This is a genomic window from Actinomyces johnsonii, assembly GCF_006546835.1.
Taxonomy (GTDB): domain Bacteria; phylum Actinomycetota; class Actinomycetes; order Actinomycetales; family Actinomycetaceae; genus Actinomyces; species Actinomyces johnsonii.
Genome location: NZ_VICB01000003.1, coordinates 136780 through 151045 on the forward strand (window position 1 = coordinate 136780; position 14266 = coordinate 151045).

A 14266-nucleotide genomic window follows, 5' to 3' on the forward strand; every position below is an offset into this window, starting at 1 on the left:
ATGAGGAGTCAGTAACTCTTCAGTGACTCTTTACTGACTCGTCGCCGATCGCCTGTTATGTGACACCACCGATCATCGTGGTTGGGGACATCCGAGCTCGGATGTCCCCAACCACGATGGCGCTCAAGGGCCGGTAACGGTCTGTGAGACGCCAACCTTCCGGAGGATACTACTTGTCGGTAAAATAACTCACATGAAAATACGGTCGAAGCGTCATGCGGGAAAAGGGAGAAGTACACCGGCGATCGTCTTGAGAGGATGTCGGCGAAGATCTGTCGCGACGTTGCGTCGTCGACTGGCTGCTGGGGTGCTGGCTGCTGTGTCCGGTGTGTGTTTGGGGGTGGGGGCCGGTGCGGTTCCTGCTGTCGCGGTGCCGGCGGCTCCGGCTGTGGTTGTGAAGGCTGCGGTTCCCAAGGGGTTGGAGTCTTTCTACGGTCAGACGGTGGAGTGGTACGACTGCGGTGCCACCGGTGGGATGGAGAAGTCTGCGGAGGCGACGGCCTTCAAGTGCGCCAAGGTGAAGGTGCCGTTGGATTACTCTCAGCCCGATGGTCAGACCATTGAGATCGCCATGAAGAAGCATGTGGCCACCGGTTCGATCCATCGGGGCAGCCTGTTCATCAACCCAGGTGGCCCGGGTGGGTCCGGGGTCCAGTACGTCGAGGCCGCTGCGGAGACGAGCTTCGCCGGTGTGCAGGGCTCCTACGACATCATCGGCTTCGACCCCCGCGGCGTCGGATCCTCCACCCCGATCACTTGCGCCACGGCCAATGGCGCAGATCCTGCTGGTGGCGCCGACCAGGCGCCGAGTGATGCCGCATTCGAGGAGCTGGCGCCCCAGATCACGACGAGCTTCAGCCAGATGGAGGCGGATTGCGCCGCCAACACCAAGCCGGCTGGGCTCCTGGACCACGTGGACACGATCTCGGTGGCCCGGGATCTCGACGTTCTGCGGGCCCTGTCCGGCAACGAGAAACTCGACTACCTAGGTATCTCCTACGGCACCTACCTGGGCGCCCACTACGCCGAGCTCTTCCCGTCCAACACCGGCCGCATGGTCCTCGATGGCGCCCTCGATCCCAGCATTTCCCTGTATGAACGGCAAGCAGGGGCGACCAAGGGGCTGGAACGCGCACTGCAAACCTATGTCGGCTGGTGTCAGGCGGGTCAGGGGTGCCCGCTGACCGGTGGTACCGAGGCCGGGTCGCAGCAGGTCAGGGATCTCATTGCTTCCGCCAATCAGTCGCCCCTGCCGTCCTCCGAGCCGAACCGCCCGGTGACTGGAACCGAGATCCGAGCCGCGGTCATGTACAGCCTGTACGGCGACGAACAGACCTGGGGCAGCCTCACCTCGTCCTTGGATGAGGCCATCAACCGGCACAGCGGTTCACTCTTCCGACAGATAACGGAGCAGACCGTGGCCGACGTCGTCAACACCGCCGCCGTCCGCCAGGCCATCACCTGTCTGGACTACCCGGTCGACGGCGACATGGCCATTTGGTCGGCGCGGCATCAGGAGATCAAACATGATGCCCCCACTTTCGGTGGGATGACGGCGATTGTTGATCTTGGCTGCCAGGCATGGGGGCACAACGGGACCCGTGAACCCGCGCCCATCCACGCCAAGGGGGCGGCACCCATCCTGGTGGTGGGCTCCACCGGCGACCCGGCGACGCCATATGAATGGGCCAGATCCCTGGCCGATCAGCTCGATACCGGTCGACTGCTCACCCGGGAGGGCAACGGGCATGTTGCTTACGGTCGCGCGGCCGCGTGCACACAACTAGTGGATACCTACCTGCTCACCGGCGAGCTTCCATCGCCGGGACGGGTCTGTCGGGATGAGACGTAGCCGATCCGCGGGCCGGTACGACCGGGGGCTTCTTCGGCGGCAGTAACAAACTGCGCCCACGCGGTGTTGTCATTTTGTAATATACGATTATGAAAATATATGTGAAACACCGTCGTGCCCAGAACCGCATCATGCCCGGGCGTCGTCGACTGGCTGCTGGGGTGCTGGCTGCTGTGTCCGGTGTGTGTTTGGGGGTGGGGGCCGGTGCGGTTCCTGCTGTCGCAGTGCCGGCGGCTCCGGCTGTGGCTGTGAAGGCTGCGGTTCCCAAGGGGTTGGAGTCTTTCTACGGTCAGACGGTGGAGTGGTACGACTGCGGTGCCACCGGTGGGATGGAGAAGTCTGCGGAGGCGACGGCTTTCAAGTGCGCCAAGGTGAAGGTGCCGTTGGATTACTCTCAGCCCGATGGTCAGACCATTGAGATCGCCATGAAGAAGCACGTGGCTACCGGTTCGATCCATCGGGGCAGCCTGTTCATCAACCCAGGCGGCCCGGGCGAATCCGGGGTGGGGCTGGCGGAGAACAGCGAGAGGCAGTTCTCCCCGGCTCTCAACCAGGCCTACGACATCATCGGCTTCGACCCCCGCGGCGTCGGATCCTCCACCCCGATCACCTGCGACGTCGTCGGCGGAGCACTGCCCGGCGAAGCCGCTCAGGGGGCGATGGGAGTCGACGATCCGCTCCCCGGCTCCATCGCAGCCGACGCCGCCGGTGCCGATCCCACCCCCTTCCATGACGCCCAGGACCCCGCCGCCGACGGCGCGGCCGTGGGCAACATCAGCTTCCAGACACTGGTCGACGAGATCACCAAGGACTTCAAGCAGGAAGAGGCCCAGTGCGCCGCCAGCACCAAACCGGCCGGGCTCCTGGACCATGTGGACACGATCTCGGTGGCCCGCGACCTCGATGTTCTGCGGGCCCTGTCCGGTAACGAGAAACTCGACTACGCCGGTTTCTCCTACGGCACCTATCTGGGCGCCCACTACGCCGAGCTCTTCCCGTCCAACACCGGCCGCATGGTCCTCGACGGCGCCGTCGATCCCAGCCTCTCCCTGGGAGATCGAGGCTCCGGCCAGGCCAAGGGCTTCGAGAGATCGCTGCGCACCTACGTTGAGCAGTGCCAGGCCGGCCAGGCGGGCCAGAACTGCCCGCTCACCGGTGACACCGACTCCGGGGTCCAGCAGATCCGCGACCTCATCACCGCGGCCGACCAGACGCCGCTGAAGACCTCCGACCCGAACGCCACCGTGGACGGCAGCAAGATCCGCGTCGTCGTCCGTCGCCTCATGTACTCCTCGGAGTACTGGAGCTTCCTGACCTACGCGCTCGACCAGGCCATCACCCAACAGGACGGTTCCTACTTCCAGACGCTCTACGGGCCGGCGACGACCGGTACCAGTGCACCGATGTTCTACGCCGTCAACTGCCTCGACATCCCCGTCCAGGGCAACATGGCCAGTTGGGAGAAGGAGTACCGCCAGAACATCCAGGACTCCCCGACCTTCGGGGCCTCCTTGAGCAACCAGGATGTGCGCTGCCAGGCCTGGGGACATAACGGGACCCGCAAGCCCGCACCCATCCACGCCAAGGGGGCAGCACCCATCCTGGTGGTGGGCACCACCGGCGATCCGGCGACCCCCTACGCCTGGTCTCAGGCCATGGCCCAGCAGCTCGAGAGCGGCCGGCTCCTCACCTGGGAGGGCAACGGTCACACCGCCTACGGACGATCCGGTGCCTGTATCCAGCGTGCGGTCGATGGTTACCTCATCAACGGGACGATGCCCGAACCGGGTACGACCTGCAAAGGCGACGAGTGATGCCGGCCCTCACGGTGTTGGGGCGATGTGATGGGGACTTCTGCCCATTCCGTCTCAAGGAGGAGGAGTCCGATGGCTGAGCGTCATAGGGTGCACCCCGTGACTACTGAGACTTCTCCCCGGCCTCGCACCAAACGCTTCGTCGCGGTGATCGCCGCGCTCATGGTGTGCACCGGTCTGACTGCCTGCCAGGACGATCCGGAGATCACCGCCTCGCCGGCCACGGCATCGGCCTCGGCCACGATCCCAGCCGGGCTGGAGAACTTCTACAACCAGAAGGTTTCCTGGTACGCCTGCGCCAAGAAGGGCATGGGCGAGGCGAAGTCAGGGGAGAAGACCGACTTCACGTGCGCCAAGGTCAAGGTGCCGCTGGACTACAACAACCCCGGTGGCGAGACGATCGAGATCGCGATGAAGAAGCGGGCCGCGAGCGGGGACTCGGTCGGGTCCTTGTTCATCAACCCGGGCGGGCCGGGAGGTTCGGGCATTGAGCTGGTTGAGAGTGCCGGCTCCTACTTCTCCAAGAACCTGGTCGGCTCCTACGACGTCGTCGGCTTCGACCCCCGCGGCGTGGGTGCCTCGACGGCGATCGACTGCCTGACCGATGCCGAGCTCGACGCCGAGCGAGCCGGTGCGAATGACCCGGCGACGCCGTCGGCCTCCGCCACCGTGGAGCGGGCTCAGCAGATGAACTCGGCCTGCGAGTCGAAGACCAGTACGCCAGGGCTTCTGGACCATATCGATACCATCAGCGCTGCTCGGGACCTCGACATCCTGCGCGCGGTCGACGGGCAGCAGGTGCTCACCTACCTGGGCTTCTCCTACGGCACCTACCTGGGAGCAACCTACGCCGAGCTCTTCCCGACCAACACCGGTCGCCTGGTCCTCGACGGCGCCGTCGACCCCACCCTGAGCGCCGAGGATATGAGCCTGGGTCAGGCTAAGGGCTTCGAGGCCTCGCTGCGGGCCTACGTGGAGAACTGCCAGAGCGCCAAGTTGGGCTGCCCCCTGAGCGGGGACGTCGACTCCGGCGTCTCCCAAATCCGGGAGTTCCTGGAGTCCACCAAGACGGCGCCGATCCCGACCTCCGATGACAATCGGCCGCTGACCTACGATCTGGCCCTTTACGGAGTCTTGGGGTCGATGTATCAGACCAGCCTGTGGCCGACCCTCAACCTGGCTCTGACGCAGGCGATGGGCAACGCGGGCAACCCGGACGGAAGCATGCTGCTGACGATCGCCGACGCCATCGCCTCCCGGCAGAACGACGGCAGCTACTCCGGCAACAGTGCCGAGGCCCTCATGGCGGTCAACTGCCTGGACTTCCCGGTCCAGGGAGACAACACCTCCTGGGAGCAGAACGCCGCCGCCGTCAAAGAGGCCTCCCCCACCTTCAGCGCTCAGCTGCTCTACCCCGACGCCTACTGCCAGGGTTGGGGCCACGAGTCGAGCCGCAAGCGCGAGAAGATCACGGCCTCTGGCGCCGCGCCGATTCTGGTGGTGGGCACCACCGGCGACCCGGCGACCCCCTACGCCTGGTCCGAGGCACTGGCCCAGCAGCTCGAGACCGGCCAGCTCCTCACCTGGAAGGGCAACGGCCACACCGCCTACGGACGCTCCAACGACTGCGTCAAGAACGCCGTGGATACCTACCTGCTCAACGGGACGATGCCCGAGAAGGGACTGACCTGCTGATGGGGTGATGGGGCGCTACTCGCGCAGCTCGCCGGCGATGGAGCGCCCCATCCACTGGGCCAACTCGACTCCGCGCAGCCCCTGTGAGAGCAGGAACTGCACCTTGGCGTAGGTGGCCTCCAGGGTCATATCGCGGCTTCCGACGGCGCCGCTGCGGGCCAGCGCGTCTCCGGACTCGTAGCGTCCCAGGAGCACCTCGGACTCGTGGCACTGGGAGGTGACGATGACGGCAGTCCCGGTGGCGATCACTCGCTCGACGACGTCGGTCAGCCCCGGCTCCCGAGAGGGGATGTTGCCCACCCCGAAGGCCCGCAGGACCACGGCCTCGGGCGGGGGCGTCAGTAGTGCCTCCAGGCGCGCCGCGGTGATGCCCGGGGCCAGGTCGATCACGACGACGTCGTGGCGCGCGTAGGGCGCGGTGTTCTTCCAGCCCGTCCCCGTCGGCGCTGCCGCGGCCCACTGCCATGGGGCGCCGACGGTGGCCAGCGGGGCGGTGTTGGGGGACTCGAAGCCGGTGAAGGCCCACGAGGAGGACTTCGTCGCCCGATTGCCGGCCAGGAGCCGGTGACCGAAGAACAACGAGACCCCGCCGACGTGGCCGGAGGTGGCGGCCCTGAGCGCGCCGGTGACGTTCGCTGCGGCGTCGGAGCCCAGGATCCCGAGCGGGAGCTGGGATCCGGTGACGACGACGGGCGTGGTCAGGTCCGTCAGCGCGTAGGACAGGGCGGCGCTCGTGTAGGCCATCGTGTCGGTCCCGTGCAGGACCACGAAGGCGGTCTGTGGATCGGCGGCGGCGTGGCTGCGCAGGTCGTCCACGATCGCCTGCCATGACAACGGGGTGGCATTCGAGGAGTCGATGAGTGGCTCCAATGAGGTCACCGACACCGTGTGCGCCAGGGGCGTGCCCGCCAGCAGGACGGCGAGCCACCCCTCCAGATCGGCCCCGGGAGCCAGGCCATGGGAGGAGTCCACCATGCCGATGGTGCCTCCGGTATAGGTGATGTGGACGCGCATGGGTAGGACTCCTGCCGGTGAGGCGCCGTCGGATGTGGATGTGACACCGTTGTGCGGTGAGGCGGACGCGGATCCGTCCACCTCGTCGGCGAGGACCTTCTCGAGGGGGATCTCCCCCGGATTTGTCCCCGCACCGCGCTCCAGCCTGCCACCATCATGACGACGATGGCGAACAGTGGTCCATCGCCCGTCCGGGGAGGTCTGGGGGTGGGGGGCGATGACAATACCGATCCCGATGAGATTCATGATGATCTTGAAGGCGCGCCCGGTGATGGACGGGCCGGCATTGATCCAGAACAGTGCGGGGTTAAGAACCGCTGCCTGAATGATGCCGCTGGCATAGGGGCGCAGACTCCCGCCATCTGCGTGCCACCGAAGGTGAAGACCTCACCGACGGTGAGGATGAAGCGGATGAAGAGGATGAAGACGATTGGGAATCCCCGTGGAAGAATCCGCCGTCTCCGAGGATGTTATGAGCTCTGGCGCTGATCGCATCTCCGTTGGAGACCGTGCCGGCGTGAAGCCCGGGAACAATGGCCGCGATGACGACCGCCATGAAGGGCGCGATGGTGGTGACCCGGATGAGCGCGAACCAGAACTCCGTCTCCCAGACTAACGTTCGGAATCGTCAACGGCGATCAGCTGGAGGTTGCGGTTCTTCAGTGACTTGTTATAGCCGGTTCCGCCGTGGTCCTGGGATGGGATCGTCTTGGAGGAAGGGGCGACGGAGAACTGCGATGAATCCGGTTGGGGTGGCGCAGGAGTGGGGGAGGAGCAGGACGAAGACTGATCTTGGAGCCCCTTATGGAGCTGGTTGAATGACGTGCGGAGAATAGCGAGGCCCGGGCTGCAGAGACGGGCGGTGCTATGCCGAATCGTCCAGGATGCGCACTGATCCGGTAATGCTCCAGCGCTGGGGCTGACAGGAGGGCGGGGAGTACCCGCAGTTGCGATGACACCCGGGAGGCTGCGAACTGTGTCGAGGAACACGGCTGGTGGCGTTGTGCTGGATTGCGGTGGTGGTCGCCGGAACGGTATCTTCAACTCTGCTGCTTACGCCAGTGCGCCGCCTTAGCTCAGTCGGCAGAGCGATTCACTCGTAATGAATAGGTCGTGGGTTCGATTCCCACAGGCGGCTCGATCGGCCCCGGGAGTGTGTCTCCCGGGGCTTTCGTGTTGCTCGTCGCCCTGTCTCGCATGTGCGTTCCGACACACATATGCCTTCTCTGGCGCGGGAACTCTGGGATGCTGCTTTCCGGAACGGCCGCGTCGCTGAAATCCTTGCTGTTCAGCGGCGGCACGCAGCGGAGGTTGCAGGATTTTACCGGTTTGGTAGGGGGTCGCTTGCGGGCCGAAGGGAGGCTCCGGGTGGCGGCGGACAATCTCTTCTGGCTGGGAGAATCCTGTCCTCATAACTGGGATCCTTCTGGGAGAGATGAGGTCCTGGTTCAGATGATCATCGGATACCTCGAAGCGGTCTGGAGGCTGGAGCTGGTTGAGAGCGGTTTGCTCGACAGCGCCTCGTGGAGATCTCCAAAGGTTGACATCAGTGATTTCACAGTTTTCTTCCCCGTGTGCGGGCCTCGTGGGTGGGGTATGCCGATGGTGGCCCGCTGTGAGATAAGGGTGCCGGGGTGATCGGTAATGCGGGTGGCGAAAAAGTCATGTTGCATTGAAGGCAACTATTGTTTAATCTAACGTTGTCCGCAGCGGGATACATCTTGGGCCCGCATCCCGATCAGAATGAGGAATCATGGCACAGAAGACTCAGGTCATCCTCGTCGACGATGTCGACGGGTCGGAGGCCAACCAGACCGTCACTTTCGCCCTTGATGGCGTGACTTACGAGATCGACCTGAACGATGAGCACGCAGCTGCTCTTCGTGAGTCCCTGGAGGAATGGGTTGGAAAGGCGCGTCGTACTGGCGGCCGTCGCAGTTCTGGCCGTCGTCGTTCCAGCGGTCCTTCCGACACTCAGAAGATTCGTGAGTGGGCCCGTGAGCAGGGCCGGGAGGTTTCTGACCGTGGTCGCGTCTCCGCCGAGGTGCGCAAGGCCTACTACGAGGTTCACCCTAACAACTGAGGGCGCCCGGGGTCGGTGGGCTCATGTGAGCCGGCACCCTGCGTCGAGTCAACCTCGAGCTTATTGCCACCTCGCACAATGGTCTTGGTTATGCGCTTGAGCGCATAACCAAGACCATTGTGTTTTCAATACGTGAATATGGTCTTCATGTGAGCGTTGTGCACAAGATGCTGCATAGAGATCGTGCCATTGGGTGGTGGTGTGGAGGCGTCTGCGCGATGCTCGTGAGTACTGCATGGAACCTGGGCGCCGGCGGTGGCGGCCTGGGGAGCGTGACCGAGGTACCGGCAGCGCATGCGGCTCCGGCTTCGACGCCTCGCCCGCACAGCCGACACCACCGCTCCCGGCTGTCCCTAGGACTTCCAGGACCTCGCGCCGTGCCTGTGAGCCTGGCAGGATAGGACCATGGCTTACACCCTCGTACTGCTCCGCCACGGCGAGAGCGAATGGAACGCGAAGAACCTCTTCACCGGCTGGGTCGACGTCCCGCTGTCAGACAAGGGCCGCGCCGAGGCGGTCCACGGCGGTGAGCTCCTCAAGGAGGCGGGCGTCCTCCCCGAGAAGCTCTTCACCTCGATGCTGCGCCGCGCCATTATGACCGCCAACCTGTCCCTGGACGCCGCTGACCGCCACTGGATCCCGGTGGAGCGCGACTGGCGCCTCAACGAACGCCACTACGGCGCCCTGCAGGGCAAGAACAAGAAGGAGATCCGCGACGAGTACGGGGAGGAGCAGTTCATGCAGTGGCGCCGCTCCTACGACGTGCCGCCGCCGGCCATCGAGCCGGGCTCCGAGTTCTCCCAGGACACCGACCCCCGCTACGCCGGTGAGCCCATCCCCGCCACCGAGTGCCTCAAGGACGTTCTCGAGCGTCTGCTGCCCTACTGGGAGGGCACCATCGTCCCCGAGATCAAGACCGGCAAGACCGTCATGATCGCCGCTCACGGCAACTCGCTGCGCGCCATCGTCAAGCACCTGGACGACATCTCCGACGACGACATCGCCGGCGTCAACATCCCCACCGGCATCCCGCTGGTCTACGAGCTCGACGAGGAGACTCTCAAGCCGATCAAGAAGGGCGGCCGCTACCTCGACCCCGAGGCCGAGGCCAAGATCGCAGCGGTGGCCAACCAGGGTAAGTGAGGCCATCGGCTTCCTGTCCCTGTGAATGACGCGGGCGGCGTCGAATCTGAAACAAGGTTCGACGCCGCCCGTCTGATTGGTGTCGCTCCCAGCTCCGAGGCGGTTCCGGCTGGGCCCGGGTGCTCAGTGGAGCGCGTCGGCGTCCTCTGCGTCATGCGTCTCCGGCATGGAGGCCCCCGAGACGAGGTAGGCCACGCGGCTGGCCACCGATGTTGAGTGGTCTCCGAAGCGCTCCAGGAACCGGCCCATGAGGACGGCGTCGATGACCTGTTGGCGGCTCAGGTCGTGGGCCGGATCCAGAATCATCTGGAAGGAGCGCCGGTGCAGGGCGTCGAGCTCGGCGTCGTTGGACTGGATGACGGCGGCCAGTTCCAGGTCCCGCGTCGAGATGAGGCGGGCGACGTCCTTGCCTGCGCGCACCGCCAGGTCCGCCATCTGAAGGATAAGTCCCAGGACCGGTTCGGGCAGCGGCGGCTCGGGGTAGCGGCCTCGAGCGATCGCCGCCACGTGGCGGGCCAGGTCGCCCTGGCGCTCAAGGGTCTGGGCCATGCGCAGCGCGGACAGGACATTGCGCAGGTCTCCTGCCACCGGCTGCTGGCGGGCCAGCAGCATGACGCACAGGTCGTCGATGTCGCGCTGAAGGTCGTTGATGCGCTCGTCGGCGTCGATCACCTGCTCGGCGATGACGATGTCGCCCTCACGCAGGGACTCCGCCGCCCGCTCGATCGCGGTGGCGACCTGGTTGGCCATGGACTCGAGGTCGGAGCCCAGCTGTTTGAGCTCCTGATTGAAGATGGCGCGCATGAGGCTGCTCCTGTTCCGGGCGGTTACCGATGGCCCGCGGCAATCGATGATGCGGCTCGACGGCGCGGCTCGACGGTCCTGCCGAGGGCGCGGTCAAGGATGTTGGCCCCAAGCACAGCAGCCCCGCGACGCCGCCGCAAGCGGCGCGCCCAGGGGCCGGCCCGGCCGGGAAGCGCCGTCGGGTCTCAACTACCCTGGAAAGGTGGGCCCGACCGTCACCGTTCTCCTCATCGCCGCCGCCGTGGGTCTTGTGTGCCTGGGGGCGGCGATCGGCATCGTCCTGTCCCGGCGCGAGCGCAGGGCCGCCACGAGCGCCGCCGATCTGGCAGGACTGGCCGGGACTGACACGGCCGTCCCCGTCCTGGCCGCGCTGCGCTCGACGGTCGTCGTCCTCGATGACGACGACGAGGTCCTGCGCGCCTCGGCATCGGCCTACACCTTCAACATCGTGCGCGACGACGCCGTCGTCGAGCCGACCGTGGCGGCGATGGTGAACCGGGTACGGGCCTCGGGTCGGGCCCAGGACGCCGCTGTCACCGTGGCCCGGGGGAGAGTACCGGGGGCGGGTCAGTTCCACCTCCAGGTGCGCGTGGCCGGCATCGGTCAGGGACGCGTCCTCATCCTCATCGAGGACCGCACCGCCGCCCGCCGGGTGGAGGCCATGCGCCGCGATTTCGTGGCCAACGTCTCCCACGAGCTCAAGACCCCGGTCGGTGCGATCCAGCTGCTGGCCGAGACCGTTGAGGCCGGTGCCGACGACCCCGACTTCGTGCGCGACTACTCCGGGCGCATGCGCAAGGAGGCCCGCCGTCTGGGCGTCCTGGTCCAGGAGATCATCGAGCTCACCCGTCTCCAGGAGGGCGATGCCCTGGCCGAGCCCGAGGTCGTCGACATCGACGACGTCGTCGCCGAGGCCGTGGACCGGGTCCGCGTCGAGGCCGACGGCCGGCAGATCACCCTCGTGGCCGGAGGCACCAAGGGGCTGCGGGTCCGTGGCGACGCCGCCCTGATCACCACGGCCGTTCGCAACCTGCTGGACAACGCCATCCGCTATTCCGAGCTCCGCACCCGGGTTGCGGTGGGCGTCTCGCTGGATGCGGAGGACCCCGAGATCGTGCGCATTGCCGTGGTCGATCAGGGCATCGGCATCCCCAAGGAGGAGCAGGAGCGCGTCTTCGAGCGCTTCTACCGCGTCGACAAAGGGCGATCTCGCGCCACCGGCGGCACCGGCTTGGGCCTGAGCATCGTCAAGCATGTGGCCGCCGACCATGGCGGCACCGTCGAGCTGTGGTCCGTCCCGGGCCGCGGTTCGACCTTCACCCTCGTGCTGCCGCGCCTGCCCGAGGGGGAACCGGTCGACAGCGAGCCGGCCGAGGGCGTCCCCACGGATGACGCAGCCGGTCAGTCCGCGAGGAGTGCGTCATGAGCCCGGCCGAGCCCTCCACGGTGTCGGCCACGGTGTCGGCCGCGGTGCCGGTCACAGGGCAGGCCGCGGGGAAGGCCTCGGGACATGCCACTGCGTCGCCGGCATCGTCGGTCGGCCCAACCCGCATCCTCCTGGTCGAGGATGAGGAGAACTTCCGCGACCCACTGGCCCTCGGCCTGCGGCGCGACGGCTTCGAGGTGGTCGAGGCCGAGGACGGCCAGCGCGCCATCGAGATCTTCGAGGCCTCCCGGCGCCCCGGCGGCGTCGGTCCCATCGACCTGGTCCTGCTGGACCTCATGCTGCCGCGCCTGGACGGGACCGAGGTGTGCACTCGTATCCGGCGCTCCTCCACCGTTCCGGTCATCATGCTCAGCGCCAAGGACACCGAACTGGACAAGATCGTCGGCCTGGAGATCGGCGCCGACGACTACGTCACCAAGCCCTACTCCTACCGAGAGCTTCTGGCGCGCCTCAAGGCCGTTCTGCGCCGCAGCCGGGCGGCGCCCCAGGAACCCGAGCAGGTTCTGGCGGCCGGACGGGTGCGGATGGATGTGGAGAGGCACGAGGTCAGGGTCGACGGCGAGGCAGTCGCCATGCCGCTGCGGGAGTTCGAGCTCTTAGAGCTGTTCCTCCGGCATCCCGATCGTGTTCTCACCCGTAGCCAGATCATCGAGCGCCTCTGGGGACCCGATTACGAGGGCGATACCAAAACCCTGGATGTCCACGTCAAACGGCTACGGGGCAGGATTGAGGCGGACGCCTCCAAACCGGTTCTCATCACCACGGTCAGGGGCCTCGGCTATCGCCTCGACAGCGGTTCGGATCGCTGAACCCCCTTTGCGATGACGTGGCATTCCCATCCCGATCCCGAGTCGTGCTCGCCGTGATCCCTGTGAGATACCTCCCCGATCTTTTCGCGGAATGACCTGATAAACTAGAGGTCCACAAACCAGTCTGGAGAGTCATCCTTATGACCTATGAAGTCGGTGAGACTGTCGTCTACCCGCACCACGGGGCCGCTCGGATCATTGACATCCGGCAGCGCAAGGTACGCGGTGAGGAGAAGACGTATCTGCAGCTCGAGGTGGCCCAGGGGGACCTGACCATCTTGGTCCCCGCCGAAAGCGTTGAGCTCATCGGTGTACGAGACGTGGTTGATGAGACCGGGTTAGAAAAGGTTTTCGAGGTGCTGCGCGCGCCCTTAACCGAGGAGCCCACCAACTGGTCGCGTCGTTTCAAGGCCAATCAGGAGAAAATCGCCTCCGGAGATGTCATCAAGGTCGCTGAGGTCGTGCGGGATCTCTCCCGCCGTGACACGGACCGGGGCCTGTCCGCAGGCGAGAAGCGCATGCTCGCCAAGGCGCGTCAGATCCTTGTCTCCGAGCTGGCCCTGGCCCAGAAGACCCCCGAGGAGGAGGCCGAGTCCCGCCTGGATGAGGTCCTCGCCTCCTGAACCACTTGGAGAACCGTCCTCGGACGGTGGCGCACGCGGTAGCGTCCTGCTCGTGAGCACCACTCCTTCATCTCAGCCTTCCGCCCCGCCCGAGTCCGCTCCGGGCGGGGCGGTCGCCGTTCTCACCGCTGCGGGTTCCGGCTCCCGCCTGGGAGCCGACGTCCCCAAGGCACTCGTCCCGGTGGGCGGCATCAGCCTCCTGCGACGAGCGGCGGCCGGGCTCATCGCCTCCGGGGCCATCGACCATCTCGTCATCACCGCCCCCGCCGACGATGTCGAGCGCTTCCGCGCGGAACTCGACGATCTCCTTGATGGCCCGCTGGAGAAGTCTCCGGAAGGATCGCGGGACGGCAGTCCCGGTCGGACGGTGGAGCGGGCAGTCGGGATCGAAGTCGTTGCCGGGTCATCGCATTCCAGGCAGGCCTCGGTGGCCCTGGGACTTGCCGCGGCCCTGGTTGCGGTGCCGCGGGCGGACGTCGTCGTCGTCCATGATGCGGCCCGGGCACTGACGCCGCCTGAAGTGACGCATCGGGTGGTCGCCGCTGTGCGCGCCGGACACGAGGCCGTGGTCCCGGCGCTGCCCGTGACCGACACCGTTAAGGAGGTCGAGCCCCGCGAGGCGGGTGAGCCCGAACCCGTCGTCGCCACACCCCGGCGCGTCCGGCTCCGGGCCGTCCAGACCCCGCAGGGTTTCGAGACGGGCGCTCTCGTCGCGGCCCATCGCGCCGGAGCCGAGCGGGCGGCGGACGAATCGCTCGCCGCCTCCGATGATGCCGGCCTGGTCGAGGCCTGCGGCGGGCGCGTCGTCGTCGTCGCCGGGGACGAGCGCTCCATGAAGGTGACGACCCCGATGGACCTGGCCCTGGCCGAGCTGCTCCTTGAGCAGCGGCCCGGCAGAACACCGAGCGCGAGTACTCGGGTTCCCCGGGATGGGGAGAACTGACGATTAGGTCTGTTTCCCTTCCGGTATCGTCTCGGGCGT

At 66.3% G+C, this 14266-nt stretch carries 12 protein-coding genes and 1 tRNA gene; 11 read left to right on the forward strand and 2 right to left on the reverse strand.

Features of this window, described 5'->3' with window-relative positions:
• Positions 1-193: 193 nt before the first annotated feature.
• The 3 genes from FK256_RS01280 (at position 194) to FK256_RS01290 (ending at position 5361) form a co-directional block, all read left to right on the forward strand.
• Positions 194-1852, forward strand: a complete 1659-nt coding sequence (locus FK256_RS01280) for an alpha/beta hydrolase (protein ID WP_170197883.1) — start codon at positions 194-196, stop codon at positions 1850-1852.
• A gap of 89 nt (positions 1853-1941) precedes the next feature.
• Complete coding sequence (locus tag FK256_RS01285) at positions 1942-3666, forward strand: alpha/beta hydrolase (RefSeq protein ID WP_141423406.1); 1725 nt, start codon at positions 1942-1944, stop codon at positions 3664-3666.
• A gap of 72 nt (positions 3667-3738) precedes the next feature.
• The gene (locus FK256_RS01290; RefSeq protein WP_021607003.1) at positions 3739-5361 is read left to right on the forward strand and encodes an alpha/beta hydrolase; all 1623 of its coding nucleotides are present in this window, start codon (positions 3739-3741) and stop codon (positions 5359-5361) included.
• A gap of 15 nt (positions 5362-5376) precedes the next feature.
• Here FK256_RS01290 and FK256_RS01295 read toward each other — a convergent pair whose 3' ends face one another.
• The gene (locus FK256_RS01295; RefSeq protein WP_141423619.1) at positions 5377-6375 is read right to left on the reverse strand and encodes an asparaginase; all 999 of its coding nucleotides are present in this window, start codon (positions 6373-6375) and stop codon (positions 5377-5379) included.
• 1065 nt (positions 6376-7440) lie between these two features.
• Here FK256_RS01295 and FK256_RS01305 point away from each other — a divergent pair.
• From FK256_RS01305 to FK256_RS01320, 4 genes are all read left to right on the forward strand, one after another.
• Positions 7441-7513 (forward strand) — tRNA-Thr (locus FK256_RS01305).
• 107 nt (positions 7514-7620) lie between these two features.
• On the forward strand, positions 7621-8013 hold the full coding sequence (locus FK256_RS01310) for a hypothetical protein (RefSeq protein ID WP_141423407.1): 393 nt from the start codon (positions 7621-7623) through the stop codon (positions 8011-8013).
• Positions 8014-8128: 115 nt separating this feature from the next.
• Positions 8129-8458: a histone-like nucleoid-structuring protein Lsr2 gene (locus tag FK256_RS01315; protein WP_009234447.1), complete on the forward strand. Its 330-nt coding sequence runs from the start codon at positions 8129-8131 to the stop codon at positions 8456-8458.
• A gap of 405 nt (positions 8459-8863) precedes the next feature.
• Positions 8864-9601, forward strand: coding sequence for a phosphoglyceromutase (locus tag FK256_RS01320; protein WP_141423408.1), 738 nt, complete (start codon positions 8864-8866; stop codon positions 9599-9601).
• Positions 9602-9724: 123 nt separating this feature from the next.
• On the opposite strand, the gene phoU is transcribed toward FK256_RS01320, so the two are convergent.
• Entirely contained in the window at positions 9725-10405 is a 681-nt protein-coding gene (gene phoU / locus FK256_RS01325) for a phosphate signaling complex protein PhoU (RefSeq protein WP_021606997.1), read from the reverse strand.
• Positions 10406-10607: 202 nt separating this feature from the next.
• Here phoU and FK256_RS01330 point away from each other — a divergent pair, with 202 nt between their 5' ends.
• From FK256_RS01330 to FK256_RS01345, 4 genes are all read left to right on the forward strand, one after another.
• Positions 10608-11831 carry a sensor histidine kinase gene (locus FK256_RS01330; RefSeq protein ID WP_141423409.1) on the forward strand — a complete coding sequence of 408 codons (1224 nt, stop codon included), beginning with the start codon at positions 10608-10610 and terminating at the stop codon, positions 11829-11831.
• Positions 11828-12661, forward strand: a complete 834-nt coding sequence (locus tag FK256_RS01335; RefSeq protein ID WP_244936095.1) for a response regulator transcription factor — start codon at positions 11828-11830, stop codon at positions 12659-12661. Before FK256_RS01330 ends, FK256_RS01335 begins: the two co-directional genes overlap by 4 nt.
• Before the next feature lie 140 nt (positions 12662-12801).
• Entirely contained in the window at positions 12802-13284 is a 483-nt protein-coding gene (locus FK256_RS01340; protein WP_003779424.1) for a CarD family transcriptional regulator, read from the forward strand.
• Between the two features lie 52 nt (positions 13285-13336).
• Complete coding sequence (locus FK256_RS01345; RefSeq protein WP_141423410.1) at positions 13337-14227, forward strand: IspD/TarI family cytidylyltransferase; 891 nt, start codon at positions 13337-13339, stop codon at positions 14225-14227.
• The last annotated feature ends 39 nt before the right edge of the window (positions 14228-14266 follow it).

What these genes read in the sequence shown, in the direction of transcription:
- FK256_RS01280 (WP_170197883.1), top strand. Translation starts at nt 194, where the DNA reads ATGAAAATACGGTCGAAGCGTCATGCGGGAAAAGGGAGAAGTACACCG.
- FK256_RS01285 (WP_141423406.1), top strand. Translation starts at nt 1,942, where the DNA reads ATGAAAATATATGTGAAACACCGTCGTGCCCAGAACCGCATCATGCCC.
- FK256_RS01290 (WP_021607003.1), top strand. Translation starts at nt 3,739, where the DNA reads ATGGCTGAGCGTCATAGGGTGCACCCCGTGACTACTGAGACTTCTCCC.
- FK256_RS01295 (WP_141423619.1), bottom strand. Translation starts at nt 6,375, where the DNA reads ATGCGCGTCCACATCACCTATACCGGAGGCACCATCGGCATGGTGGAC.
- FK256_RS01310 (WP_141423407.1), top strand. Translation starts at nt 7,621, where the DNA reads ATGCTGCTTTCCGGAACGGCCGCGTCGCTGAAATCCTTGCTGTTCAGC.
- FK256_RS01315 (WP_009234447.1), top strand. Translation starts at nt 8,129, where the DNA reads ATGGCACAGAAGACTCAGGTCATCCTCGTCGACGATGTCGACGGGTCG.
- FK256_RS01320 (WP_141423408.1), top strand. Translation starts at nt 8,864, where the DNA reads ATGGCTTACACCCTCGTACTGCTCCGCCACGGCGAGAGCGAATGGAAC.
- phoU (WP_021606997.1), bottom strand. Translation starts at nt 10,405, where the DNA reads ATGCGCGCCATCTTCAATCAGGAGCTCAAACAGCTGGGCTCCGACCTC.
- FK256_RS01335 (WP_244936095.1), top strand. Translation starts at nt 11,828, where the DNA reads ATGAGCCCGGCCGAGCCCTCCACGGTGTCGGCCACGGTGTCGGCCGCG.
- FK256_RS01340 (WP_003779424.1), top strand. Translation starts at nt 12,802, where the DNA reads ATGACCTATGAAGTCGGTGAGACTGTCGTCTACCCGCACCACGGGGCC.